Below are 24,514 nucleotides of genomic sequence, written 5' to 3'. Positions count from 1 at the left end.
GTACTTCAGAGGTGAAGTCACAACTTCTGAGAGAAGAGAACCTCGCGAGGTCGGTCGCACGCTGTCAGCGAAACCGCCCCGATCGGTCGCCCATCCGTGTCAGCATCGGCCGTGCCCACGAGACTGCTGCATCTGGTTCGCGCGGACGAAGACCACCGCGTCACAACCCTTGAGCTTTTCTTCGATCTGGTCTTCGTCTACGCCATCACGCAGACGACCGAACTGATGGCCGGCCACCTGAGCCTCCTCGGCGTCGGCGAGGGACTGCTGGTGCTGATGGTGCTGTGGTGGTGCTGGTGCAGCTACGCGTGGCTCGGCACGACCATCCACGTCGACCACGGCATCGCCCGGCTGGCGATGTTCGGCGCGATGGCGGTGATGTTCCTCGTCGCGCTCACTGTGCCGCAGGCGCTCACCAACCAACCGGGCGGACTCGACGGGCCGTTGCTGTTCGTCGCCTGTTACGGCGTCGTGCGGCTGCTGCACATCGTCGCGTACGTCGGGGCCGCGCGGCACGACGCCGAACTGCGCCTGGTGCTGCTGAAGATGCTGCGCGGACTGCTCCCGAGCCTGGCTTTGCTGGCCGTCGCCGATGTCGTGGGCGGGCCGTGGCAGCCCGCACTGTGGGTGGTCGCGCTGGCGGTGGACTATCTCAACGTCTATCTGACCGGTCCCGCGGGCTGGCGGCTGCACTCGCCCGCGCACTTCGCCGAGCGGTTCGGGCTGATCGTGATCATCGCACTGGGCGAATCGGTCGTGGCGATCGGCATCGGGATCGGGCATGTGCCGATCACCGGGCTCGTCGCCGGGTCGGCGATCTGCGGGATCGCGCTCGCCGCCGGGATGTGGTGGACGTACTTCGATCTGGTCGCGAACGTCGCCGAACGCAGGCTCGCCCAAGCCGAAGGCCTCGCGCGGACCAAGATCGCCACCGACTCCTACACCTACCTGCACCTGCCGCTCATCGCCGGCATCGTGCTCGTCGCGCTCGGGTTGAAGAAGACGTTCCTGACCCTGGACCACAGTCCGGCAGACGCACTGCACGGCGTCGCGCTGTGGGCGCTGACCGGCGGGCTCGCGCTTTATCTGGTCGCGCTCAGCTCGCTGCGGCGGCGCAACCTCGGCAGCTGGAACCGGCAGCGGCTCGTGCTCGCGGCGCTGCTGCTCGCCCTCACCCCGCTGCTGGGACACGTGCCCGCGACCTTGCTGCTGCTGATCGTCACGGCCTCGGTCCTGCTGCTCATCGCCTTCGAACGCACGTCGCTGGCCCGGCGGCCGGTCGTCGGGTGAGCCGGGCCGCACTGGCGGATTCCGCATCGCCGCGCTAACCTACTCGTGAGTAGGTAACGCGAGGGAGATGCTGCATGGCTGCGCCAAGGAAACGAGACGCGATGGGCCTCGGCCTGGCCGCGCTCACCCGGTTGGCCGGGAGCAAGGCGATCGACCGGGTCGGGCTGCGCGGGCCGGTGCAGAACCTGGTCAAGACGGGGACCCGCAGCGGGTTCCGCGCGGCGGGGGCGGCGACCAGGTCGTTCACCTCGGTCCAGCGGCTGGGCAAACCGGCGCGGCTGGCGAAGCCGGACGACCGCGGGCTGTTCGACCTGACGCCGGACGAGGACCAGAAGCTCATCGTCGAGACGGTCAGCGAGTTCGCCGCCGAACAGCTGCGTCCGGCCGCCGCGGACGCCGACGAGAAGCTCGCCGCGCCGGAGGGCCTGCTGAGCCGCGCGGCCGAGCTGGGCGTCAGCCTCGTCGGGATTCCGGAAGAGCTGGGCGGCGCGGGCACTGAGCGTTCGGTCGTGACGAACGCGCTGGTCGCGGAGGCGCTCGCGCACGGCGACCTCGGACTGGCGGTGGCCGTGCTGGCTCCGTCCGCGGTGAGCACCGCGCTGGTCGCGTGGGGCGACGAGCAGCAGCAGGCCGATTACGTGCCCGCGTTCACCGGCGAGCAGGTGCCCGCCGCGGCGCTCGCGCTGCTGGAGCGGACGCCGTTGTTCGACCCGTTCAAGCCCGCCACCAAGGCGAAGCGCACCCCGAAGGGCTACCAGCTCGACGGCGTGAAGTCGCTCGTCCCGCGTGCGGCGGAGGCCGAACTGTTCATCGTCTCGGCCGATCTGGAAGGCCGCGGACCGGCGCTGTTCCTGGTGGAATCGTCCAACGCGGGCGTGACGATCGAGTCCGAACCCGCGATGGGCCTGCGCGGCGCCGCCACCGGGAAGCTGCACCTGGAGAAGGTTTCGCTGCCCGCGGGCGCACTGCTCGGCGGCGGCAAGGCGGACGTGTTCACCGAGGTGGTCCGGCTTTCCCGGCTCGGCTGGGCGGCGCTCGCCGCCGGCGTCGGCAAGGCCGTGCTGGACTACGTGGTGCCTTACGTGAACGAGCGCACCGCGTTCGGCGAACCGATCAGCCACCGGCAGGCGGTCGCGTTCTCGGTGGCGGACATCGCGATCGAGCTGGAGGGCCTGCGCCTGGTCACGCTGCGCGCGGCCGCCCGGGCCGAGCAGGGCAAGGAATACGCGCGGGAAGCGGCGCTCGCCCGCAAGCTCGCGACGGACAAGGGCATGCAGATCGGCAACGCCGGCGTGCAGCTGCTCGGCGGGCACGGGTTCGTGAAGGAGCATCCGGTGGAGCGCTGGTACCGCGACCTGCGGGCGATCGGCGTGATGGAAGGCGCCGTCCTCCTCTGATCCTTTTTCTTGCTCCGAAAGGCAACTCATGATCAACCTGGAAGCTCCGAAGAAGGCCGGCGCGCTGATCAACCAGGCGTACCAGGCCGCGGCCGAGGTGTTCCGGCCGATCTCGCGCAAGTACGACCGCGCCGAGCACACCTATCCGTCCGAATTGGACATGTTCGCCGCGCTGCTGGACGGACTCAATTCCTCCGGCGAGGGCGGCGCGGGCGCGGCGGGCGTGCGCCGGTCCGAAAAGGACGACGGCCCCAAGGGAAACCGCAACGGCGCCAACCTGAACGTGGTGCTCGGCACGATCGAAATGTGCTGGGGCGACGTCGGCCTGCTGCTGTCCATGCCGCGCCAGGGCCTCGGCAACGCCGCGATCGGCTCGGTGGCGACCGATGAGCAGCTCGAGCGGTTCAAGGGCCTGTGGGCCGCGATGGCGATCACCGAACCCGGCTGCGGTTCGGACTCGGCCGCCATCACCACGACAGCCACCGAGGACGGCGACGACTACGTCCTGAACGGCGAAAAGATCTTCGTGACGTCCGGCCAGCGCGCCGACGCCGTCGTGGTCTGGGCGACGCTCGACCGCACGAAGGGCCGCGCCGCGATCAAGTCGTTCGTGGTGGAGAAGGGCACGCCCGGCTTCGAGGTCGTGCGCGTGGAACACAAACTGGGCATCCGTGCGTCCGACACCGCCGTGCTGCGCTTCGAGAACTGCCGCGTGCCGAAGGAAAACCTCCTGGGCACGCCGGAAATCGACACGGCCAAGGGTTTCGCCGGGGTCATGCAGACCTTCGACAACACCCGCCCGCTGGTAGCCGCGATGGCAATCGGCGTCGCCCGTGCGGCACTCGACGAAACCCGCCGCATCCTCACCGAAGCAGGCGTGCTCATCGACTACGACCGCCCGGCCCTGACCCAGCACGCCGCGGCCGCGACTTTCCTGCAACTGGAGGCGGATTACGAGGCCGCGTACCTGCTGACGCTGGAATCGGCGTGGATGGCGGATAACCGTCAACCGAACTCGCTGCAGGCTTCGATGGCCAAGGCGAAGGCTGGGCGGACGGTGGTCGATGTGACGCTGAAGTGCGTCGAGCTGGCTGGGTCGTACGGGTACACGGAGGAATCGCTGCTGGAGAAATGGTCCCGGGATGCGAAGATCCTGGACATTTTCGAGGGGACGCAACAGATTCAACAGCTGATCGTGGCTCGGCGGGTGCTGGGGAAGTCGTCGGCTGAGTTGAAGTGATCGAGACCGCTCGGCCCGCTCGCCGGGAGCGGGCCGAGCGGTCTTCTCAGTCGATGCCGTCACTCAACTGTTCTGTTGAGCCGAATCCAGCGCATCCAAAACCGCGTCCCCATTAGCCCGAGCCCACTCCGTCAACGTATGGATCGGCTCGATCAACGTAGCTCCCAGCGACGTCAACTCGTACTCGACCCGCGGCGGTGCCTCCGCATACGCCTGGCGGCGAACGAGCCCGTGTGCTTCCAGCCGGCGCAGCGTCTGGGTGAGCACCTTCCTCGAGATGCCGCCGATCAGCTCGACCAGGTCACCATGCCGAACCGGGCCCTCGCTGAGGCCCGCGAGCACGACCACGGTCCACTTGTCGGCGATCAAGTCGACGGCCAAGCGCGCTGGGCAATCGGCGAGGAAGATGCCGCGGGTACCGCTCATGGAGTCCAAGGTACCCGCAGGTACCTATCGGATTCCTAGCCTGGTTTTCGTACCCCTCCAGAAACCAGGAGAGTCATGCGAATCATCACCCAGCAGAAGCTCGGCGGTCCCGAAGTGCTCACGATCGTGGACGCGCCGGAGCCCCGGGCCTTGCCGACCGAAGTCCTCGTGCGCGCCAAGGCGATCGGGCTCAATCCGTTGGAGGCGCGGTTGCGCGAGGGCGAGTTTCCGTTGCTCGGCGAACCGCCGTTCGTGCTCGGGTGGGACGTCAGCGGCGTGGTCGAAGAGGCGTTGAGCTGGCGGTTCCGGCCTGGCGACGAAGTGTTCGGGATGCCGTTGTTTCCCCGCGCGGCCAACGCGTACGCCGAGATGGTGGCTGCTCCGGCCTTGCATCTCGTCAAGAAGCCGAAGGAGCTTTCGCACGTCGAGGCCGCGGCGTTGCCGGTCGTCGGGTTGACGGCGTGGCAAGGGTTGGTCGACCTTGGCGGCGTGACGGCGGGCGATCGCGTTCTGATTCACGGCGGTGGCGGCGGGGTCGGGCATGTTGCGATCCAGCTCGCTAAAGCCCTTGGCGCGCATGTGATTACCACTGCCAGCGAGAGCAAGCGGGAGTTCGTCGAGGGGCTCGGGGCCGACGAAGTCATCGACTACACGAAGGTCGATTTCGCTGAAGCTGCGAAAGATATCGACGTTGTGCTCGACACGCTTGGCGGCGACGCCGCTGAGCGTTCGCTGGGAGTGCTCCGGCCAGGCGGGCACCTGGTGACGGCAGTCGCGGAGGAGGACACCGCGCTCATCGCGAAGTTCGAGGCGGCCGGGATGCGGTTCAGCGGCATCGCGGTCGAGCCGGATCCGATCGCGCTGCGGGAGCTGGTCGCGCTCGTCGAGCAGGGCAAGCTGCGGGTCCACGTGCAGGAGACGTTCCCGTTCGAGCGCATCGCCGACGCGCATCGGCTGCTCGAAGGCGGTCATCTGCGGGGCAAGGTCGTCCTCACCGTGTGACGTCGCGGGATCAGACCTCCAGCACGATCCGGCCTCGCGCCTCGCCTGACTCCTGCAACCGGTGTGCTTCCGCGGCCGACGCCAGGGGCAGGCGAGTGCCGATCCGGGGCCGGAGGATTCCGGTGGACAGGCCCCGGTTGATGACGCGGGCAGCGGAACCCAGCGCGGTGACGCCGGCGTTGCTGATGGCGAAACCGCGGATGCTGGCGTCGCGGGTGTACAGCTCGCCGATCGGCAGCGTCGGTTTCGATTCCATTCCGGCCATCGCCACGATGCGGCCGCCGCGGGACAGGAGTGGCACCGCCGAGACCAGGTCGTGTTTTCCGGCGTTGTCCCACAGCAGATCCACCACGGGGAGTTTGCGGTAGAGGTCAGGATCGGAATAGTCGAAAACCTCTTCGGCACCGCATTCCCGGCACCATTCCGCGTCCTCGGCGCGGGCGGTCGCGACGACGCGCAGGCCGGCGGTCGAAGCGAGTTGGACGACCGCGCTGCCGACGCCGCCCGCCGCGCCGAGGACCGCGATCGTCTCGCCGTACCCGGCGCCGGCGTGTTCGAAGAGGCCCAGATACGCGGTGGCGGCGGTGTGCAGGACCGCGACGGCGTCGTCGGAAACCCCGTCCGGCAAGCGATAAAGCCGTTCCTCGGGCACCGCGCAGTACTCGGCGAAGGACCCTTGCCGACCGTCGTGGCCGAGGCTGTTGCACCACACTCGGTCGCCGGGAGCGAAACGGTCTACTGGCGACGAGACAACAGTGCCCACCAGGTCCCGGCCGATGACGAACGGATACGAAAGAGCGGTGGGATAAGCGCCGGAGCGGATGAAGGTGTCGACGTGGTTCACCGTCACCGCGGAGACTTTCACCAGCACCTCGCGCGGCCCCGGCTCGGGGTCCGGGAGTTGCCCGACCTTGATCTCGGAACTGTCGCCGAGCGACGTCACGTATGCAGCGATCACCGCTTCACGGTACCGCCGGTTTTTCACCGACTTCGCGTGGATATCGGATTGATCTCCGCCGCCCGCAATTCACCCGGAAAGCCGCGGAAATGCCCTAATCTGCCCGGCATGACCGCTCCGGTGGCGCCGGCCGACCTCAAACAGGCCCGCATCTTCATGTGGATCCAGGTCGCGCTCAGCGCGATCGGCCCGCTGCTGCTGGCCGGGATGGCCGGGGTTTCGCTCATCGAGCTGATCAGCCTCACCCAGCTCTACATCGCGATCACCTACGCGACCGCCATCGCGCTCGCGGTGTGCGCGGTCGTATTGCCCAAGCGCCAGCAATGGGCCTACGTGACCGCCGCGGTCATCGAAAGCCTCCTGGTGCTGAACAGCGTCGTCACGCTGCTCAGCAAGGGCTTGCCCGGTCTGCTGCCGCTGATTTTCTCCGGGCTCGCGCTGCGGGCGCTGCTCACCCGCGACGTGCGGACGTGGTTCTTCCCGGCGCAGCCCTCGGCTAGCTGACCCGGTCGTCCAGGAACTCGTCCAGGTACCGCCAGGTCGTGCCGCGGGCGCGACGTCCGGTGAGCACGCCGAGGTGCCCGCCGGGCGCGGTGCGGAACCGGACCTCCGGCGCGTTCTCCAGCAGCTGCACCACGCGTTCCACTGACGCCCGCGGCGCGATGGTGTCGTTTTCGCCCGCCACCACCAGCATCGGCGTCTTCACGTCGGACAGGCTGATCTTGCGCCCGTTCAGGTCGACGGTGCCCTCGGCGAGGTCGTTGGTGCGGAACAGGCGGTGGTACAGCTGGCCGAACGTGCGCCCGGGATAGGCGTACATGTTGTCCATGAAGTGGTCCACAGCCTCGATCTGCGCGAGGTAGTCGCGGTCGTCGAGGTTTTTCAGGATGGCCAGCGGTTTCGTGATCTCCTTGGAGATCCCGGTGGCGCGGAACACCCGGGTGACCAAATAGGACGGTGCGCCGCCGAACACCCGGTACACCGGGGTGAGCAGATGGCCGCCGGTGAGATCCACGAGCGGGCGGAACGGCGCGACGATCGGGATCGCGGTGAAATCGACCGGCGAGCCGACCGCGGTGATCGATTCGATCGGCAGGCCCGGCTGGTCCGCGCTGACCAGCATCGAGAAGATCCCGCCGAGCGACCACGACACCAGGTGCACGCCCTGTCCGCCGGCGTCCTCGCTGACCTTCCGGATCGCCCTCGGCAGCACCTCGTCGATCCAGTGCTCGATGCCGAGCCTGCGGTCGGAGAACGCGACCATGCCGTAGTCGACCAGGTAGGTCGGCCGTCCGCCCTCGACCAGGTGCTCGATGAGGCTGCAGCCGCGGCGCAGGTCGAAGCACAGCGCGGGCGCGGCCAGCGGCGGCACCAGCAGCACCGGCGGGCCCGAGGTCGTGGCCGCGCCGTGCGTCATCCGGTACACCGACCGGTTGGGCCCCTGGTCGATCAGCACCCGCGGCATCGGCCGCAGATCGGCGACCCCACCCTGGAAAACCTTGCCCACGACATTGGCCGCCGCGGCAGCCAACCGGGCCGGTGGGGAAACCATGCTGCGCCTCCTGGAACTCGTCGTCTGCCGGGCATCTTGCCGTGCGCGCGGGCACGGCATCAACACGCCACTCCCGCAAGCACCCGGCAAGCGCACGTCCGCCTCAGCTGCTCCCACCAGGCGGGACGGCCGACGGCGCGCTCCGGGTGGCCCTGCCCTCGTACTCGGCACGCTCGGGCGAATGCGCGGCCGACGCGAGCAGCTGGTCGCCGCCGAGCGCGCGCACCAGCCATTCGCCGAACGCACGCGGGAACAGCCGGGTGATCCGGCCGGTCAGATCGAGCGATTTCGGGACGAAGACGTCGAACTTCGGCCGCTCCAGCGCGTCGACGATCGCCGCCGCGACGTCCTCGGGCCCCACCGACTTGATGAACCGCGCCTCGCCCAGCCCGGACGCGAGTTCGGTGCGCACCACCGCGGGCATCACGCACGACACCTCGACACCGGTGCCGCGCAGCTCCAGCCGCACCGACTCGGACAATCCGACCACGGCGTGTTTCGTAGCGCAGTACGTGGCCGCTCCGGAGAATCCGGACTTTCCGGCCATCGACGCCACGTTCACGATGTGCCCGCGACCGCGCGGCTTCATCCGCTTGACCGCCTCGCGCGTGCCGTGCACGACCGCGTGCACGTTGATCTCCAGCAGCCGCCGCGTGGCCGCGTCGTCCTCCTCGTCCAGCGGCGAAAGCGGCATGATGCCGGCGTTGTTGATCAGCACGTCGATCGGCCCGATGGTGCGTTCGACGTCGTCCAGGAACGCGGTGAAGGCGGCCGTGTCGGTGACGTCCAGCGGCGACGCGACCACGTCCGGGCCCAGCTCGCCGGCGGTTTTCTCGGCGCGGATCCGATCGAGGTCGCCGAGCACCAGCCGGGAGCCGCGCCGGTGCAGCGCGGCGGCGGTGGCCGCCCCGATGCCCTGCGCGCCGCCCGTGACGACAACGACCTTTCCGGAGAGCGACTGCCTCGCCATGGCGGACTCCTCAGTCTATTGACACTGTGCCAATATCGTCCTCCGGATCAGCCCGGGCCGCTATCCCCCAACCCGTTGCTCAAGGACCTGGCCGAGCCAGCCGTCGACAGTGAACTGCTCGGTCGGCTTGAAGCCCTGGCTCTCGTAGTAGCGCGGCAGATCGCCGTCGCCGCCCGCCCAGCAGTCGACGCGCACGAGGTCGATCTCGCGCCGTTTCGCCTCGTCCATCGCGTGCGCCAGCAGCCGCGAGCCGACCCGGTGCCCGGTGAACCGGCGAGACGTGATGAGCAGCCGCACGTACAGTTCAGGCTCGTCGACCCGCGGGGTGTACGGCATCGCTTGCCCGAGGATCAACGCGCCCGCGGGCTGTCCGTCGATCTCCGCCATCCGGAACCCGGGCTCGGCTGCGAACTCGTGCACGCGTTCGACGCGTTTTGGGTTCGTGCTCCACGGCTGAGTGCCCCATTGGCCCGCGCTGCCCCACGCGACCAGCCATGCGACGGCGTCGTCGAAAAACCCCAGCAAAACGTCTGCGTCTCCGGCGGCCCCAGGCCGGATGGTGAACTCCATATCCCCACCATAGGGACAGGTGAAGCAGCGCCGCCGGGACTCCGCCCGGACGCCCCGGCGGCGCTGGGTCTCAGGCGCCGACCCCGAGGTGGCGCGCGATCAGCATCTTCTGGACCTCGCTGGTGCCCTCGCCGATCTCCAGGATCTTCGCGTCGCGGTAGAAGCGGCTGACCGGGAATTCGTTCATGAAGCCGTATCCGCCGAAGATCTGCGTCGCGTCGCGGGCGTTGTCCATCGCCGCGTTCGACGCCACCAGCTTCGCGATCGACGCTTCCTTCTTGAACGGTTCGCCGCGCAGCATCTTCGACGCCGCCTGGTAGTACGCCAGCCGGGCGGTGTGCGCACGGACCTCCATGTCCGCGATCTTGAACTGGATCGCCTGGTACTCGCCGATCCGGTGGCCGAACGCGACGCGGTCCTTCGCGTACTTCAGGCATTCGTCCACGCAGCCCTGCGCGAGACCGACGCTCAGCGCGGCGATCGCCACCCGCCCCTCGTCCAAAATGGACAGGAACTGCGCGTAGCCGCGCCCGCGCTTGCCGACCAGGTTATCCGCGGGCACCCGGACGTCCGAAAAGGACAGTTCGTGGGTGTCCGAGCAGTTCCAGCCGACCTTCGAGTACTTCGGGGCCACCGAGAAGCCCGGCGTGCCGGACGGGACGATGATCGCCGAGATCTCCTTGCGGCCGTTCTCCATCACGTCGGTGACCGCGGTGACGGTGACCAGTTTCGTGATGTCGGTGCCGGAGTTGGTGATGAACGCCTTGCTGCCGTTGATGACCCACTCGTCGCCGTCGAGCCGGGCGCGCGTGCGGGTGGCCCCGGCGTCCGAGCCGCCGCCGGGTTCGGTGAGGCCGAATCCGCCGAGCGCCTCGGCCGTGGTCAGCATGGGCAGCCAGGTTTCTTTCTGCTCCTGGGTGCCGAAGCGGTAAATCGGCATCGCGCCGAGCGAAACCCCGGCCTCCAGCGTGATCGCGACCGAGGAATCGACCCGCGCCAGTTCCTCCAGCGCGAGGCACAGCGCGAAGTAATCCCCGCCCATGCCGCCGAATTCCTCCGGGAACGGCAGGCCGAACAGGCCCATCTCGCCCATCTTGGCGACCAGCTCGTACGGGAATTCTTCCTTCTCGTACAGCGGCCCGATCACCGGCGCGACCTCCGCCTGCGCGAAGTCCTCGACCGTCTTGCGAAGCGCCTCGTACTCGTCGTCCAGCCGGAAGTCGATCACTGCTTCTCCTCCGCCGCGCTCACCACGGCCAGCGTCTCGTCGAGCGCGACCTGCTGGCCGACCCGCACCGAAAGCTCAGTCACCACACCGTCGATCGGCGCGGTCACGGTGTGCTCCATCTTCATCGCCTCGACGACCAGCAGCGGCGTCCCCGCACTCACCGCGTCGCCTTCGGCGGCCTTCACCACCAGCACCGTTCCCGGCATCGGGCTCTTCACCGGACCGGCGCCCGCCGCCTCGCCGCGCGAGGACAACGTGAATTCCTGGTCGGCGAAGGCGAACGAACGGCCTTCCCTCGCCAGCCAAACTGTCCGTTGTGGACCGTCAGCACAGCGGTACCGCTCCACGCCGTTCGCCCGGCGCACCTCGAGCAGATCGCCCTCGCGACGGGCGGAAACGCGGACCGGCTCGGCGTCGTCCACCCGCACCGAAGCGTCCGACGGCGTGCCCTCGACCCGCACCACGGCCTGGTTTTCCCCGGTACGCAAGCGGAAAGTGATCCCGCCGGGGCCGCTGAGCCGCCATCCGCTCGGGATGTCCCACGGGTCCACGACCGCACCGTTCGGCTGCAGCGAGATCAGCCGGTCCATGGCCGCGGCGACGAAAAAGCCGGCCGGGACTTCCGAGGAGACCAAATCGGACAGTCGCCGGTCCACCAGTTCGGTGTCCAGCCGTCCGGCGCGGACGTCCTCGTCGGCGAGCAGGCCGCGCAGGAACGCGATGTTCGTGCCGAGGCCGAGCAACGCGGTGTCCGCGAGCGCGCGGTCCAGTTTCTGCAGCGCCGACGCACGGTCCGGGCCGTGCGCGATGATCTTCGCCAGCATCGGGTCGTAGTTCGACCCGACCACCGCGCCGACCGACATCCACGAGTCCACCCGCACGCCGTCGCCGGAGGGCTCGTGCACGGCGAGCACCGTGCCGCCGGTCGGGATGAACCCGCGCGCGGGATCCTCGGCGTAGACGCGGGCCTCGACCGCGTGCCCGTCGAGGCGCACGTCGTCCTGCGTCAGCCCGAGTGGCTCCCCTGCCGCCACCCGCACCTGCCAGGACACCAGGTCGAGGCCGGTCACCATTTCCGTCACCGGGTGCTCGACCTGCAGCCGGGTGTTCATCTCCATGAAGAAGAACTCGTCCGGATTGTGCGCGGACATGATGAACTCGACCGTGCCCGCGCCGACGTAGCCGACCGACCGCGCGGCTTCCGCGGCCGCCGCGCCCATTTTCGCCCGGGTGGCCTCGTCGAGCAGCACCGACGGCGCTTCCTCGATGATCTTCTGGTGCCGCCGCTGCAGGCTGCACTCGCGTTCGCCGAGGTGCAGCACGGTGCCGTGGGTGTCGGCCAGCACCTGGATCTCGATGTGCCGCGGCGTGGTGACGAACCGCTCCATCAGCAGTGTGTCGTCGCCGAAGGAACTCTTCGCTTCCCGGCGCGCGGACTCGACCGCAGCATCCAATTCGGACTCTTGGTGCACCAGGCGCATGCCCTTGCCGCCGCCGCCCGCGGACGGCTTCAGCAGCAGCGGATAGCCGACTTTGGCGGCGGCTTCGGCGAACCCGCCCTCCGGAATGTCCATATCGGACGCACCGGGCACGACCGGAACCCCGGCCGCGGAGACCGTGGCCTTCGCCCGGATCTTGTCGCCCATCTTGTCGATCGCTTCCGGCGGCGGGCCGATGAACACCAGCCCGGCCTCCGCGCAAGCCCGCGCGAACGCGGTGTTCTCGGCGAGGAAGCCGTACCCCGGGTGCACCGCCTGCGCGCCGGTTTCCTTTGCCGCGGCGACGATCGCCGGGATCGACAGGTAGCTCTTCGCCGCTTCGGCCGGACCGAGGCGCACCGCGGTGTCGGCCTCGCGGACGTGCCGGGCGTCGGCGTCCGCGTCGCTGTACACCGCGACCGAACGGATCCCGAGCGCACGCAGCGACCGGATTACGCGAACCGCGATCTCTCCGCGGTTGGCGACCAGAACAGTGTTAAATATAGAACCCTCGAACATGCCCTATCACATCCGGAAAACGCCGTAGTTGACCTCGGGCAAGGGCGCGTTGGCCGCGGCCGAAAGCGCGAGGCCGAGCACCGTGCGGGTGTCCGCCGGGTCGATCACGCCGTCGTCCCACAACCGCGCCGTGGAGTAGTACGGGCTGCCCTGTTCCTCGTACTGTTCGCGGATCGGGTCCTTGAAGGTTTCTTCGTCCTCTGTGGACCATTCGCCGCCGCGGCCCTCGATCGCGTCGCGCCGCACCGTCGACAGCACCGAGGCCGCCTGCTCGCCGCCCATCACGGAAATCCGCGCGTTCGGCCACATCCACAGGAACCGCGGCGAATACGCCCGGCCGCACATGGAGTAGTTGCCCGCTCCGAAGGAGCCGCCGATGATCACGGTGAACTTCGGCACCCGCGCGCACGCCACCGCGGTGACCATTTTCGCGCCGTGCTTGGCGATGCCGCCCGCCTCGTACGCGCGGCCGACCATGAAGCCGGTGATGTTCTGCAGGAACACCAACGGGATCGAGCGCCGGTCGCACAGTTCGATGAAGTGCGCGCCCTTCATCGCGGACTCGGCGAACAGCACGCCGTTGTTCGCGATGATGCCGACCGGGTGGCCGTGGATGTGTGCGAAGCCGGTGACGAGCGTCGAGCCGTATTCCTTCTTGAACTCCGCGAACCGGCTGCCGTCGACGACGCGGGCGATGACCTCGCGCACGTCGTACGGGGTGCGCGAATCGGTCGGCACCACGCCGTACAGCTCGCGTTCGTCCGCGGCGGGCGGCTCGATCGCCTTGACGTCCCACGGCCGCGGCGTGCGCGGGCCGAGCGTGGAAACGATGTCGCGGACGATGCGCAGCGCGTGCGCGTCGTCGTCCGCGAGGTGGTCGGTGACGCCGGACTGCCGCGAGTGCACGTCGCCGCCGCCCAACTCCTCGGCCGTGACGACCTCGCCGGTCGCGGCCTTCACCAGCGGCGGGCCGCCGAGGAAAATGGTGCCCTGATTGCGCACGATGACCGCTTCGTCGCTCATCGCCGGGACGTACGCGCCGCCGGCGGTGCACGAGCCGAGCACGGCGGCGATCTGCGGGATGCCGCGCGCGGACATGGTGGCCTGGTTGTAGAAGATCCGGCCGAAGTGCTCGCGGTCCGGGAAGACCTCGTCCTGGCGCGGGAGGAACGCGCCGCCCGAGTCGACCAGGTAAATGCACGGCAAGTTGTTGTGCAGGGCGACTTCCTGCGCCCGCAGGTGCTTCTTCACCGTCATCGGGTAGTACGTGCCGCCCTTGACCGTGGCGTCGTTGGCGACGATCACGCATTCGCGGCCGGACACCCGCCCGATCCCGGTGATGATGCCCGCCGACGGGGCCTCGTCGTCGTACAGCCCGGTGGCCGCGAGCGGGGACAGCTCGAGGAACGGGGATCCCGGGTCCAGCAGCGCGTCCACCCGGTCGCGGGGCAGCAGCTTGCCGCGTTCCACATGGCGGGCGCGCGACTTCTCCGGCCCGCCGAGCCGAGCGGCGGCGAGCCGCTTGTGCAGATCCTCGACCAATTCTCCGTGCGAAGTGACGCTGCGGGTGAAGGTGTCGCTGTTCGGATCCGCGGAACTGCGCAGTACCGGCGTGTCCATGGCTCTCCGTCGAGACGTTAGCGGTCGTTAACTCCGCCGGAGATGTTAGTGCTCGTTAACCGCCCTGTCCAGCCCAGCCCTCCGCACCACGGTGTGACATTGGGTGCGGGTGGGATACCCAGTGAGGCTTTCTCGGTAGCGCGGGTGTGCGGCGGGTTCGGGGTAGCGGTGCTTGCGAGGGTGCTGCGGCGCGCTGGGCGACTCCTCCCTCCGAGGTCCGTGAAGGGCTCCTTGAGGGAATCAGATTCCCTCAAGGAGCCCTTCACGGACCTCGCCACCACGCCCACCCGCTGCCGAAGGAACAAAACCCTCCACGAACGCGGTGCGCGAAGCCGCCCTCGGTCGATGAGCGCGGTTGTGCTGGCGTGGATGCCGCGAGGGGAACCCTCACGGCATTTGATTCAGTTGCCAGGGACTTATTACAAGCCGCGCGGCCTCAGTCGCGGACCGTCCACAAGAGACACCACCACCACCGGAATGCCCGATTCGTCCCGACATGACCGCGTCTTGAGGTCCGTGAGGGCCACCCTGAGGGAATCAGATTCCCTCAGGGTTCCCCTCACGGCCAGCACACCCGCGACCCAGGCCAGGCGGCACCGTCGACCTGAGCCTGCGCAGCGCCGTAACGACGCCGCACTCGGGAAACCCACTGTGGCGTTGCAGCGGACACGGACGGGCGAGACGAGACAGTCAGCCCGCGACGGCGTCCGAGATCCAGCCCGCCACCGGCAGATCCCGTTCGAGGCATTCGACCGACAGCCGGATCGTCCAGCGCAGTGCCTGCAGCAGGAGGCTGTCCACCTCGTTCGGCGCGGCGCTCGCCAGCGCGATCTCGACCTGTTCGCGCGCGGCGGCGGTGTTGCCGTGCACCTCGGCCAGCAGCGTGCGGACGGCGGTGCGGACCGGCGGGTCGGCCTGGTCGATCGAAACCTCTTCGCCCGCTTCGTCGAACACCTGCACCTTGACCGGGGCGGTGCCGCCGTCGCCGAGGGTCGACACCATGGCGCTGCACTCGCCGAAGAGCAGCAGCATGAGCTCTTTGGTTTCCTCGTCGCGTTCGCCCGGCTCCTGCGACGTGGGCGTGACCTCTTCCAGCGCCTCCGTGTCCTCGCCAAGGCTGATGGCGACGAGCGCGCGCTGCGCCTTCTCGACGAGCCGCTGCTCGCCTTCGCTCCGGTCCGCGGTCACGTGCCTATCAAACACCAGACCGGCGGTCGGCGGGATACCCCGGATCGCGGGCTCAGCCCGCCGCGGAAAGGGCGCCCAGCGCGAGCCGGCACAGCAGATCGGCGAGTGCCCCGTCACCGAGATGGCGGTTGTAGGGCGTCGAGTTGATCAAGCCGAACACGGCGTGTGCCGCCGAGCGCGCCTGGCGTTCGCCGAGGCCGGGCACAGCTTCGCGAATCGCCCGCACCCACACCTCGACGTACTGCCGCTGGAGCGCGCGCACCTGTTTGCGGTCACCGTCGGTGAGATTCGCGAGATTGCGCTCCTGCACGGTGATGAGCGCCGGATGGTCGAGCGCGAAGTCGACGTGGAACCGGACGAGCGCGGCCAGCAGCTCGTCCGGCGTGCCGCCCGCCGCGGCGCGCGCGGTGCCGCCTTCGAGCAGGAAGTGGCTGATCGAGTTCAGCATTTCCCCGAGGATCGCGTCCTTGCTGCGGAAATGCCGGTACAGCGCGGGACCGGAGATGCCGACGGCCGCGCCGATGTCGTCGATGCCGACGCCGTGGAAACCGTGGTGGGCGAACAGCTCGGCGGCGGCGGAGAGGATCTGTTCCCGCCTGTTCGGCTTCGCGCCGTTCACCAGTGGGAGGGAATTCGCCGGCATCCGCACATAGTAGGTCCCGTGGTTAGCGAGCGCTAACTTCCGGTCCTACTTCCTGCTTGAGCCAAGTGGACGCACCCGGATTTCAGGGGTGTCTCGTGGGGATTGCACCTGGTAAAGCTTTACCGCGTCAAGCTGTCACGACAGGAGTGACCTATGGCTGCAAACACCCGTCAACCATCACGACGCATCCTTCGGATGTGCGCGGCCCTGGGGGTCGCTCTCGCTGCCTCGCTCGGCTTCGCCACCGGTGCGAGCGCTGCGTCGCAAAACTACGTCGCGCTCGGCGACTCCTACTCCTCCGGAGTGGGCGCCGGGAGCTACGGAGATTCCGGCAGCTGCAAACGCAGTGCCAACGCGTACGGCCAGTTGTGGGCCAACGCCCACTCCGGCACCAATTTCACCTTCCTCGCCTGCTCGGGCGCGAAGACCGGCGACGTGCTGAACCAGATCAGCTCGATGCCGTCCAACGCCACCTTGATCACGCTCACCGTGGGCGGCAACGACGCCGGGTTCACCGACGTGATCAAGACGTGCACGCTCGGCAGCGACCAGACCTGCGTGGACCGGGTCAACACCGCCAAGACCTACGTCCAGAACACCCTGCCGGGGCTGCTGGACAAGGTGTACTCGGCGGCCAAGAGCAAGGCCCCTGGGGCGAGCCTGGTCGTGCTCTCGTATCCGCGCTTCTACACCGTGCCGGGTTCGTGCAACGTCGGGCTGAGCGACACGAAGCGGTCGGCGATCAACTCCGGGGCGGACACGCTGGCCTCGGTGCTGTCGTCGCGGGTTTCCGCCGCGGGCGGGAAGTTCGTGGACGTCCGGTCGGCGTTCGTCGGGCACAACATCTGCTCGGCGGCCAGCGACTACCTGCACAGCTTGACGTGGCCGGTGGACGAGTCGTACCACCCGACTGCCGCTGGGCAGCGGGGCGGCTACTACTCGCCGCTGACCTCGGCGATCGGCTGACGGTTCGCAAGACTGGGTGAAGGCCGCCTCGGGTTCGCTCGAGGCGGCCTTCACCGCGTCTCAGCCCAGCAGAGTCTTGACCAGCGCGGCGATCTGCTCGGTCTCGATCAGGAACGAGTCGTGGCCGTACGGCGAAGTCAGCACCGTGGCCTCGCCGCCGACTCCCGCCGCGATCTCGTGCGACTGGTACGGCGGGTAGAGCCGGTCGCTGTCCACCGCAGCGACCACGGTGCGCGCGGTGACCCGGCCCAGCGCAGCGGCCACCCCGCCTCGATCACGGCCGACGTCGTGGGTGTTCATTGATTCGGTGAGCACCACGTAGGAACCCGCGTCGAACCGGTGGGCGAGCTTGTCCGCGTGATGGTCCAGATAGGACTCGACCGCGAACCGGCCGCCGGCCAGCGGATCCTCGTCCCGCTGCGGACGGTTCCCGAAACGCGTCTCCAGCTCGGGTTCGCAGCGGTAGGTGACGTGCGCGATCCGCCGGGCCACGCCCAGTCCGCGATACGGGCCTTCGGCCGCGGTGTAGTAGTCGCCGCCGTGCCACGCGCGGTCGCCTCGGATCGCGTGCAGCTGAGGGGCGGCCCAGGCGATTTGCTCGGCGGACGCGCGAGCGGTCGAGGCGAGAACGAGCGCGGAGGCGACCCGATCGGGTTGACTTACGGCCCATTCGAGTGCGCGCATCCCGCCCATCGAACCGCCCGCGACGGCGGCCCAGCGTTCGATGCCGAGCGCGTCCGAGAGTTCCGCTTCGGCCTTGACCTGGTCTCGGACGGTCAAAACCGGGAATCGGCTGCCCCACGCCTTGCCGTCCGGAGCGGGCGAGGACGGACCGGTCGACCCCTGGCAGCCGCCGAGCACGTTGGGGGCGACGACGAACAGCTCGTCGGTGTCGAAAGCCTTGCCGGGACCGATCAGTCCGTCCCACCATCCGGGACTCGGATGTCCGGGTTCGACGGGCCCGGCGACGTGGCTGTCGCCGGTGAGAGCGTGCTCGACGAGGACCGCGTTGGACGCGTCGGAGTTGAGCGTTCCCCACGTTTCGTACGCGAGGGTGTAGCCGGGCAGGGTCGCACCGGCCTCCAGCGCGAGCGCGCCGGGACCGGTGAACCACTGCCGCCTGCCGGGTGGGTCGCCCGCCCGCCACGCGCCGGTGACGGGCGGAAGACTCGCGCCGGGATCCGTCACAGCGCCGCCTTGGCGGCCCGGAAGCCCGCCTCGAGGTCGGCCTTCAGGTCCTCGATTCCTTCCAGTCCGACGGCGAGCCGCACGAGACCCGGCGTGACGCCCGCGGCGACCTGCTCCTCGGGGCCGAGCTGGCTGTGCGTGGTCGAAGCCGGGTGCACGATCAGGCTGCGCACGTCGCCGAGGTTCACCAGCTGGCTGTGCAGTTCGGTGCCGTCGACGAACTTCCGGCCCGCCTCGACCCCGCCGCGCAGCTCGAACGACAGCACCGCGCCGACGCCGCGCGGCAGGTACTTCTGCGCCGCCGCGTGGTACGGGCTCGACGGCAGGCCGGCGTAGTAGACCTTCTCGACCTCGTCGCGCTCTTCCAGCCATTCGGCGAGTGCCTGCGCGTTCGTGGAATGCCGCTCGACGCGCAGCGACAGCGTCTCGATGCCCTGCAGGATGAGGAAGCTGTTCAGCGGGGCGATCGCCGCGCCGGTGTCGCGCAGGATCTGCACGCGCGCCTTGGCCGCGAACGCGCCCGGGCCGAGCGCCTCCCAGTACTTGAGGCCGTGGTAGCTCGGGTCAGGCTCGTTGAAGCCGGGGAACCGGCCCGGATCCTTGCCGAAGTCGAACGTGCCGCCGTCGACCAGCACGCCGGCGACGGTCGTGCCGTGGCCGCCGAGGTACTTCGTCGCCGAGTGCACGACGATGTCGGCGCCGTGTTCGATCGGGCGGACCAGGTACGGCGTCGGCACGGTGTTGTCCACGACCAGCGGGACCCCGGCCTCGTGCGCGACGTCGGCGACCTTGCGGATGTCGAGGACGGCGCTGCTCGGGTTCGCCAGCGTCTCGGCGAAGAACAGCTTGGTGTTCGGCCGGACCGCGGCCCGCCACTGCTCGGCGTCGTCCTGGTCGTCGATGAAGGTGACCTCGATGCCGAGCTTCGGCAGCGTGTAGTGGAACAGGTTGTAGGTGCCGCCGTACAGCGACGGGCTGGTGACGAAGTGATCGCCCGCGTTGGCCAGGGTCAGGATCGCCGCGGTGACCGCCGCCGAACCGGAGGCGAACGCGAGACCGGCGACGCCGCCTTCGAGGGTGGCGACGCGCTGCTCCAGGACGTCCTGGGTCGGGTTGTTGATGCGCGTGTAGATGTGACCGGGCTCGGCGAGGCTGAACAGATCCGCCCCGTGCTGCGTGTCGCGGAAGACATACGACGTGGTCTGGTAGATCGGCGTCGCGCGGGCTCCGGTGGCCGGATCGGGTGCCGCCCCCGCGTGGATCTGCTTGGTCTCGAAGGACCAGCTCGTGGTGTCTTCCGGCATCTGCTCGCTCCTAGCGGTCGGGATCGGGTCGGCTGGCGCGACGCTAACCAGGCCGGACGAAACGCCCAACAGCTCTCACGGGATGAGAGTCCTACGCACCCGGACGTAGGAACAAGTGCCGAGCGCTGACGGACGACGCGACGATGCGGTAGCGCGCACGCTCAGGGGCATGGACTGGAGAATGCGGCCGTCGACCCGGAAGTGGTTCCTGTTCGGCCACGTCGTCACGTCGGTCGGCTGGATCGGAGCCGAGCTCGCGGTGCTGATCTGCAGCGTTCTCGCGATCGCCGGCTTCGATCCGGTGACCACGCGCAGCGCGAACGTCATCGCCGGGATCCTCGCCGGCGCGCTCTACTTCCCGGCCAGCCTGCTCGCACTGGCCACCGGTGTGGTGCTCGGCCTCGGCACGAAGTGGAAGCTGGTGCGCTACCACTGGGTGCTGTGGAAACTGGTGGCGACGCTGGCCCTCTTCGCCGGCGGCAACCTGCTGGTGGTCCCGTCTTTTGTCGAGCACGGCGAGCAGGCTTCGCGCGGGGAGATCGTCGGGGCGAGCGCGGTGTCGGGCACCGGGGCGATGAGCGTCGGGCTGACGTTGCTGCTCGGCGCGACGCTGGTGTCGTACTTCAAGCCGTGGCCGAAGGTGTTTCGCGCTAACTAGTGCCGCGGGTGGCGAAACCGGTGCAGTCTTCTACCGTTCCAGCAAGAACGTCAGGAGCGCTGGAGGTAGCTGTGGTTTCGGTGCGCAGCGTCGTGGACCGGGTCGGTCCCACGCTGCTCCACGCGCTTCTCGTGCCCGAAGGCTGTCCGGCGGTCGGCGACGTGGTGATCGCCGAACCGGGCGCGGAGTCCGCCATCGCCGCCGGCGACCTGGTGCTGGGCGTCGCCACGATCGAACAAGCCGACGCCGCGGCACTCGTCCGGGTGAGCGCCGGACGGGGTGCGGCAGCGGTGCTGTTGAAACCGCCGCTGGCGGCGAAACAGTCAGTGCGGCGCGCGGCGAAGTCGGCCGGGATCGCGTTGATCCAGGTGCACGCGGCGACGTCCTGGGCTCAGCTGGTCTGGCTGTTGCGCACGGTGCTGGACGCGCTCGCCGACGAATCCGAAGCACTCGAAGAAGGGGGCGACCCCGGTTCCGGCGACCTCTTCCGGCTCGCCGACGCGGTGGCCGCGGTGGTCGACGCGTCGGTGACGATCGAGGACACCAACTCGCGCGTGCTCGCGTACTCCGCGCGCCAGGACCTCACCGACCCGGCGCGCGTCGCGACGATCATGGGCCGCCGCATCCCGGACGACGTACTCGCCCGGTTCCGCTCGCGCGGCGTGTTCCGCGAGCTTTCCCGCGGCAGGCAGACGATCTTCGTCCCGGCCCAGCGCGACGGCACCCTGCCGCGGCTGATTGTGCCGATCCGGATGGGCGGCGAACTGCTGGGCTCGATGTGGGCGGTCGTCCCCGGCCCGGTTTCCGAGGAGCGCGCGGCGGCTTTCGCGGACGCGGCGCCGGTGGTCGCGCTGCACCTGCTGCGACGGCGCGCGCATACGGACGCCCAACGCCGCGCTTCCGCCGAATTGCTGCGCGCGGTCTTGGAAGGACAGGTCCCGCCGCGTCGAGTGGTCGCCGAACTGGACCTGTCCGACGAGCCGCACCGGGTCGTCGTCGTGGACGTCAGCGGTGGCGACAGCCGGGACGCCGAAGGGCTGTTGCTGGCGTTGCTGGAACGGATCTCACAGGGTTTCGGACGCCGCCCGGTCGCGGCTGAGCTCGGCGGATTGCTGTACGTCGTGGTTCCGGACCGCCCCGGCGAGGGCGGCTGGCCGGAACTGCGGGAGGCGCTGCTCGCCCAACCCGCGTCTCGCCGGGGCGGCCTACCGCGCGCGGCTGCGGGCGCGCCGGGCGACCCGACTGCGCTGGCCGCGTCACGCGCCCAGGCGGACGAGGCACTGGGCCTGCTGCGAGCCGGGCTGGTCGAGGGCCGCGTCGTGGCTTACGACGAGGCCTGGACCGCCCTGGTCCTGCACCGCGCCGCCGCCGGAGCAGCGGCGGCGCAGGTGTCGGAACTCGGCCCGCTCGGCGTGCTGCGCGCACACGACGACGCGAGCAATGCCGGGTACGTCGACACTCTCTACGAATGGCTCCGACACCCCGGCGACCCCCGCGCTGCAGCGGAACGGTTGCGCATTCACCCGAATACGTTGCGGTACCGGATGAAGCGGCTGTTGGAGCTTGTTCCGCTGAACCTTGATGATCCTGACGTACGGCTCGCTTTGCTTACCCAGCTGATCGCCCTTCGCTGGAGCTGACCCGGTAGCTGAGGTCGTTGGCGCGCAACGATTCCGGCTCCATCCGGACCCACACCGTGCCGCGTTCCGCCGGATCGTCCAGCAGGTACGCGCGGAACCGCGGATCCCACGCGGACTCGTCCGGGCCCAGGTAGCGCACCAGTTTCCGGCGTCCGCGCGGCACGTCGAACGGTTCGAGGGCGGCTGGTCCGCGCGCGATCACCTGACGCACCAAGCCGGTCGCGAGGTCGCAGACGTCCACCGTCACCGCGATCCGCGGCTCCTCGCGCACCCGAGCGGGCAGCCGCGACCACGGGCCGCTGAGGATCCAGAACGCCCTGTCCTCCCAGAGATACCAGGTGGGCCTGACGGTCGGACCAGCGGTGGCGACCCGTGCGGTCAGCGGCTGCGCGAGGAAACTGTCGACGTCGAAACCGGTCACGCGACCAGCAGCGTCTTCCCGATCGTGCCCCGCGATTCGATCGCCGCGTGCGCGTCGGCCGCCCGCTCCAGCGGGAACCGCTGTCCGATCACCGGCGTGAGCTGTCCGGACGCGGCGGCCGCCAGTGCCGATTCGGTGTAGCCGCGCATCTCCGCCGCGTCGCCGATCGACCGGATCAGCTTCACGCCTCGCGCGGCAGCGTCCTCTTCGGACACTTCGGTCCAGGAACCGCTTGCCAGACCGTAGATCGCCATCCGCCCGCCGGGCCGCACCAGTCCGAACGCCGCGGTGCCGACCGCGCCTCCCACGCCGTCGAACACCACGTCCACCTCCCCGGCCTCCGCGGTCCACTGCGGATCGGTGTAGTCGACCGCCAGGTCCGCGCCCAATTCCCGGGCCCGGGCAAGCTTTTCCGCACCGCGCGCCGCCGCCACGACCTCCGCGCCCGCGGCCTTCGCCAGCTGCACCAAGAGACTGCCGACCCCTCCGGCGGCAGCCTCGACGAGCACCCGTTCCCCCGGCGCCACCGCGGTCGCGTGGACTAGCCCAGTCGCCGTGCGGCCGTCTGCCAGCAGCGCGACGGCCGCATCGAGGCTTAGCGCGTGCGGCACTGGGAACACCAACGCCGCGTCCACGACCACGCGCTGCGCGTAACCGCCGCTGCCGCCGGTCGACGTCACCACGCGTTTTCCGACCAGAGCCGGGTCGACGCCCTCCCCGGCCCGGCTGATCACACCCCCGACGCCGTTGCCGGGCACCATCGGGAGCGTGCTGCCGAACGGCCCCGTCCCCGTCGCCCGGAACTGCGTTTCCACGAAGGTGACGTTGGCGAACGCCACCTCGATCAGCACCTGTCCCGGCCCGGGAGCCGGATCGGGGGCCTCCCCCGCCTGCAGCACCGCCGGCCCGCCGAACTCCCGCAGCCACACCGCTCGCATGTAAGCCCTTCCTCGAGGTCTCCGCCGGGTGCCAGCCAACTACCTCGAGTGCGGTCGAGGTCAAGTGCGTTGTCCTGGGAGCACTACTGACCCGGCGCAAGACTGTGGCGGCGGGATGATGACACCGCCGTCCGGGTAGATCACCGTGAGTGGCAACACCTTCGACAGAACCGCCGCCAGGAGGCAAGACAGTGCGCATCGCCGTTCCCCGTGAGATCAAGAAGCACGAGTACCGGGTCGCGTTGACCCCGGCAGGCGTGCACGAACTGGTCGGTCGCGGGCACGACGTCTTCGTCGAGACGGGTGCCGGGACCGGGTCGTCCATCACGGACGAGGAGTACGTCGCCGCGGGCGCGAAGGTGCTCGCCACCGCGGACGAGACGTGGGCCGAGGGCGAACTCGTGCTGAAGGTCAAGGAGCCGATCGCCGAGGAGTACCCGCGCCTGCGCAAGGATCTGGTGCTGTTCACCTACCTGCACATCGCCGCGGACCGTCCGCTGACCGACGCGCTGCTGGCCGCGGGCACCACCGCGATCGCTTACGAGACGGTGCAGAAGCCGAACGGCGCGCTGCCGCTGCTGGCCCCGATGTCCGAGGTCGCGGGCCGGCTGGCCCCGCAGGTCGGCGCCTACGCCCTGATGAAGCCGAGCGGCGGCCGCGGCGTCCTGCCCGGCGGCATCCCCGGCGTGCACCCGGCCCGCGTGGTCGTCATCGGCGGCGGCGTGGCGGGTCTGAACGCCGCCCGGGTCGCCCTTGGCCTCGGTTCCGATGTGGAGATCCTGGACACGAACGTCGACCGCCTCCGCCAGATCGACAACGACTTCGGCGGCCGCATCCGCACCGTCACCTCGAACCGCCTGTCGGTGGAAGAGTCGGTCCTGGAAGCGGACATGGTCATCGGCGCGGTCCTGGTCCCGGGCGCGAAGGCCCCGAAGCTGGTCTCCAACGACCTGGTCTCCCGCATGAAGCCGGGCAGCGTCCTGGTGGACATCGCCATCGACCAGGGCGGCTGCTTCGCCGACTCGCGCCCGACCACGCACGACGACCCGACCTACACGGTCCACAACTCGGTCTTCTACTGCGTGGCGAACATGCCAGGCGCGGTCCCGCGCACGAGCACCTACGGCCTGACCAACGTCACCCTCCCGTACGCCGTGCAACTGGCAGACAAGGGCTGGAAAGCCGCCCTCTCCGCCGACCCGGCCCTGGCCCTGGGCCTCAACACCCACGCCGGCGCCCTGACGAACGCCCCAGTAGCCACCGCCCACGGCCTCCCCCACACCCCCGTGGAAACCGCCCTGGCGTAACCAGCCACCAC

General features: G+C 69.4%; 23 protein-coding genes. 9 read left to right on the top strand and 14 right to left on the bottom strand.

Translation table 11 applies throughout. The features are described from left to right. The first annotated feature begins 111 nt into the window (after positions 1-111). The 3 genes from FKO37_RS10820 (at position 112) to FKO37_RS10810 (ending at position 3,927) form a co-directional block, all read left to right on the top strand. Positions 112-1,290: a low temperature requirement protein A gene (locus tag FKO37_RS10820; RefSeq protein WP_238604373.1), complete on the top strand. Its 1,179-nt coding sequence runs from the start codon at positions 112-114 to the stop codon at positions 1,288-1,290. Positions 1,291-1,391: 101 nt separating this feature from the next. Further along, positions 1,392-2,687 carry an acyl-CoA dehydrogenase family protein gene (locus FKO37_RS10815; RefSeq protein ID WP_037817128.1) on the top strand — a complete coding sequence of 432 codons (1,296 nt, stop codon included), beginning with the start codon at positions 1,392-1,394 and terminating at the stop codon, positions 2,685-2,687. 28 nt (positions 2,688-2,715) lie between these two features. Next, entirely contained in the window at positions 2,716-3,927 is a 1,212-nt protein-coding gene (locus tag FKO37_RS10810) for an acyl-CoA dehydrogenase family protein (protein WP_238604372.1), read from the top strand. Positions 3,928-3,990: 63 nt separating this feature from the next. On the opposite strand, the gene FKO37_RS10805 is transcribed toward FKO37_RS10810, so the two are convergent. Then, entirely contained in the window at positions 3,991-4,353 is a 363-nt protein-coding gene (locus FKO37_RS10805; RefSeq protein WP_037817131.1) for a helix-turn-helix domain-containing protein, read from the bottom strand. 75 nt (positions 4,354-4,428) lie between these two features. Between FKO37_RS10805 and FKO37_RS10800 the strand changes: the two genes are divergently transcribed. Then, complete coding sequence (locus FKO37_RS10800; protein WP_238604371.1) at positions 4,429-5,355, top strand: NADP-dependent oxidoreductase; 927 nt, start codon at positions 4,429-4,431, stop codon at positions 5,353-5,355. A gap of 10 nt (positions 5,356-5,365) precedes the next feature. Here the strand turns inward: FKO37_RS10800 and FKO37_RS10795 are convergent, their stop codons facing one another. After that, positions 5,366-6,313 carry an alcohol dehydrogenase catalytic domain-containing protein gene (locus tag FKO37_RS10795; RefSeq protein WP_238604370.1) on the bottom strand — a complete coding sequence of 316 codons (948 nt, stop codon included), beginning with the start codon at positions 6,311-6,313 and terminating at the stop codon, positions 5,366-5,368. 108 nt (positions 6,314-6,421) lie between these two features. Here FKO37_RS10795 and FKO37_RS10790 point away from each other — a divergent pair, with 108 nt between their 5' ends. Beyond that, complete coding sequence (locus FKO37_RS10790) at positions 6,422-6,817, top strand: hypothetical protein (protein ID WP_037817136.1); 396 nt, start codon at positions 6,422-6,424, stop codon at positions 6,815-6,817. On the opposite strand, the gene FKO37_RS10785 is transcribed toward FKO37_RS10790, so the two are convergent. The 8 genes from FKO37_RS10785 to FKO37_RS10750 all read right to left on the bottom strand — a co-directional run bounded on the left by FKO37_RS10785 (position 6,810) and on the right by FKO37_RS10750 (position 16,081). After that, the gene (locus FKO37_RS10785) at positions 6,810-7,865 is read right to left on the bottom strand and encodes an alpha/beta fold hydrolase (protein ID WP_037817139.1); all 1,056 of its coding nucleotides are present in this window, start codon (positions 7,863-7,865) and stop codon (positions 6,810-6,812) included. The genes FKO37_RS10790 and FKO37_RS10785 overlap by 8 nt on opposite strands. 103 nt (positions 7,866-7,968) lie before the next feature. Then, a complete protein-coding gene (locus FKO37_RS10780; protein ID WP_238604369.1) occupies positions 7,969-8,835 on the bottom strand; it encodes an SDR family oxidoreductase in 867 nt (288 codons plus the stop codon). 60 nt (positions 8,836-8,895) lie between these two features. Further along, positions 8,896-9,405 (bottom strand): GNAT family N-acetyltransferase, encoded by a 510-nt coding sequence (locus FKO37_RS10775; RefSeq protein ID WP_238604368.1) that lies wholly within the window; start codon positions 9,403-9,405, stop codon positions 8,896-8,898. Positions 9,406-9,475: 70 nt separating this feature from the next. After that, positions 9,476-10,633 carry an acyl-CoA dehydrogenase family protein gene (locus tag FKO37_RS10770; RefSeq protein ID WP_238604367.1) on the bottom strand — a complete coding sequence of 386 codons (1,158 nt, stop codon included), beginning with the start codon at positions 10,631-10,633 and terminating at the stop codon, positions 9,476-9,478. Beyond that, on the bottom strand, positions 10,630-12,615 hold the full coding sequence (locus FKO37_RS10765) for an acetyl-CoA carboxylase biotin carboxylase subunit (RefSeq protein WP_238608252.1): 1,986 nt from the start codon (positions 12,613-12,615) through the stop codon (positions 10,630-10,632). Before FKO37_RS10765 ends, FKO37_RS10770 begins: the two co-directional genes overlap by 4 nt. A 21-nt stretch (positions 12,616-12,636) precedes the next feature. Then, positions 12,637-14,250 (bottom strand): carboxyl transferase domain-containing protein, encoded by a 1,614-nt coding sequence (locus tag FKO37_RS10760; protein ID WP_037817151.1) that lies wholly within the window; start codon positions 14,248-14,250, stop codon positions 12,637-12,639. Positions 14,251-14,940: 690 nt separating this feature from the next. Then, positions 14,941-15,438, bottom strand: coding sequence for a hypothetical protein (locus FKO37_RS10755; protein ID WP_106961326.1), 498 nt, complete (start codon positions 15,436-15,438; stop codon positions 14,941-14,943). Positions 15,439-15,490: 52 nt separating this feature from the next. Beyond that, positions 15,491-16,081 (bottom strand): TetR/AcrR family transcriptional regulator, encoded by a 591-nt coding sequence (locus FKO37_RS10750; protein WP_037817267.1) that lies wholly within the window; start codon positions 16,079-16,081, stop codon positions 15,491-15,493. Between the two features lie 195 nt (positions 16,082-16,276). On the opposite strand from FKO37_RS10750, the gene FKO37_RS10745 reads away from it, so the two are divergent. Continuing rightward, entirely contained in the window at positions 16,277-17,047 is a 771-nt protein-coding gene (locus tag FKO37_RS10745; protein ID WP_134668679.1) for an SGNH/GDSL hydrolase family protein, read from the top strand. A 60-nt stretch (positions 17,048-17,107) separates the two neighbouring features. Here the strand turns inward: FKO37_RS10745 and FKO37_RS10740 are convergent, their stop codons facing one another. Both FKO37_RS10740 and FKO37_RS10735 read right to left on the bottom strand, forming a co-directional pair. After that, positions 17,108-18,235 carry a homoserine O-acetyltransferase gene (locus FKO37_RS10740; protein ID WP_238604366.1) on the bottom strand — a complete coding sequence of 376 codons (1,128 nt, stop codon included), beginning with the start codon at positions 18,233-18,235 and terminating at the stop codon, positions 17,108-17,110. Next, on the bottom strand, positions 18,232-19,539 hold the full coding sequence (locus FKO37_RS10735) for a bifunctional o-acetylhomoserine/o-acetylserine sulfhydrylase (protein ID WP_043832817.1): 1,308 nt from the start codon (positions 19,537-19,539) through the stop codon (positions 18,232-18,234). Before FKO37_RS10735 ends, FKO37_RS10740 begins: the two co-directional genes overlap by 4 nt. A gap of 169 nt (positions 19,540-19,708) precedes the next feature. On the opposite strand from FKO37_RS10735, the gene FKO37_RS10730 reads away from it, so the two are divergent. Then, positions 19,709-20,197: a hypothetical protein gene (locus tag FKO37_RS10730; protein WP_238604365.1), complete on the top strand. Its 489-nt coding sequence runs from the start codon at positions 19,709-19,711 to the stop codon at positions 20,195-20,197. A gap of 71 nt (positions 20,198-20,268) precedes the next feature. Continuing rightward, a complete protein-coding gene (locus FKO37_RS10725) occupies positions 20,269-21,837 on the top strand; it encodes a CdaR family transcriptional regulator (protein ID WP_134668685.1) in 1,569 nt (522 codons plus the stop codon). Here the strand turns inward: FKO37_RS10725 and FKO37_RS10720 are convergent. Both FKO37_RS10720 and FKO37_RS10715 read right to left on the bottom strand, forming a co-directional pair. Continuing rightward, on the bottom strand, positions 21,806-22,258 hold the full coding sequence (locus tag FKO37_RS10720; RefSeq protein ID WP_238604364.1) for a pyridoxamine 5'-phosphate oxidase family protein: 453 nt from the start codon (positions 22,256-22,258) through the stop codon (positions 21,806-21,808). The two genes, FKO37_RS10725 and FKO37_RS10720, sit on opposite strands and share 32 nt — an antisense overlap. Further along, positions 22,255-23,196, bottom strand: a complete 942-nt coding sequence (locus FKO37_RS10715) for a zinc-binding dehydrogenase (protein ID WP_238604363.1) — start codon at positions 23,194-23,196, stop codon at positions 22,255-22,257. The genes FKO37_RS10720 and FKO37_RS10715 overlap by 4 nt, the downstream gene beginning before the upstream one ends. A gap of 191 nt (positions 23,197-23,387) precedes the next feature. Between FKO37_RS10715 and ald the strand changes: the two genes are divergently transcribed. Next, on the top strand, positions 23,388-24,503 hold the full coding sequence (ald, locus tag FKO37_RS10710; protein ID WP_037817164.1) for an alanine dehydrogenase: 1,116 nt from the start codon (positions 23,388-23,390) through the stop codon (positions 24,501-24,503). Positions 24,504-24,514 lie beyond the last annotated feature (11 nt).

Origin of the sequence: Amycolatopsis sp. Poz14 (assembly GCF_006704225.1) — a bacterium.
Taxonomy (GTDB): Bacteria; Actinomycetota; Actinomycetes; order Mycobacteriales; family Pseudonocardiaceae; genus Amycolatopsis; species Amycolatopsis nivea.
This window is presented reverse-complemented; position numbering and strand designations above follow the sequence as displayed.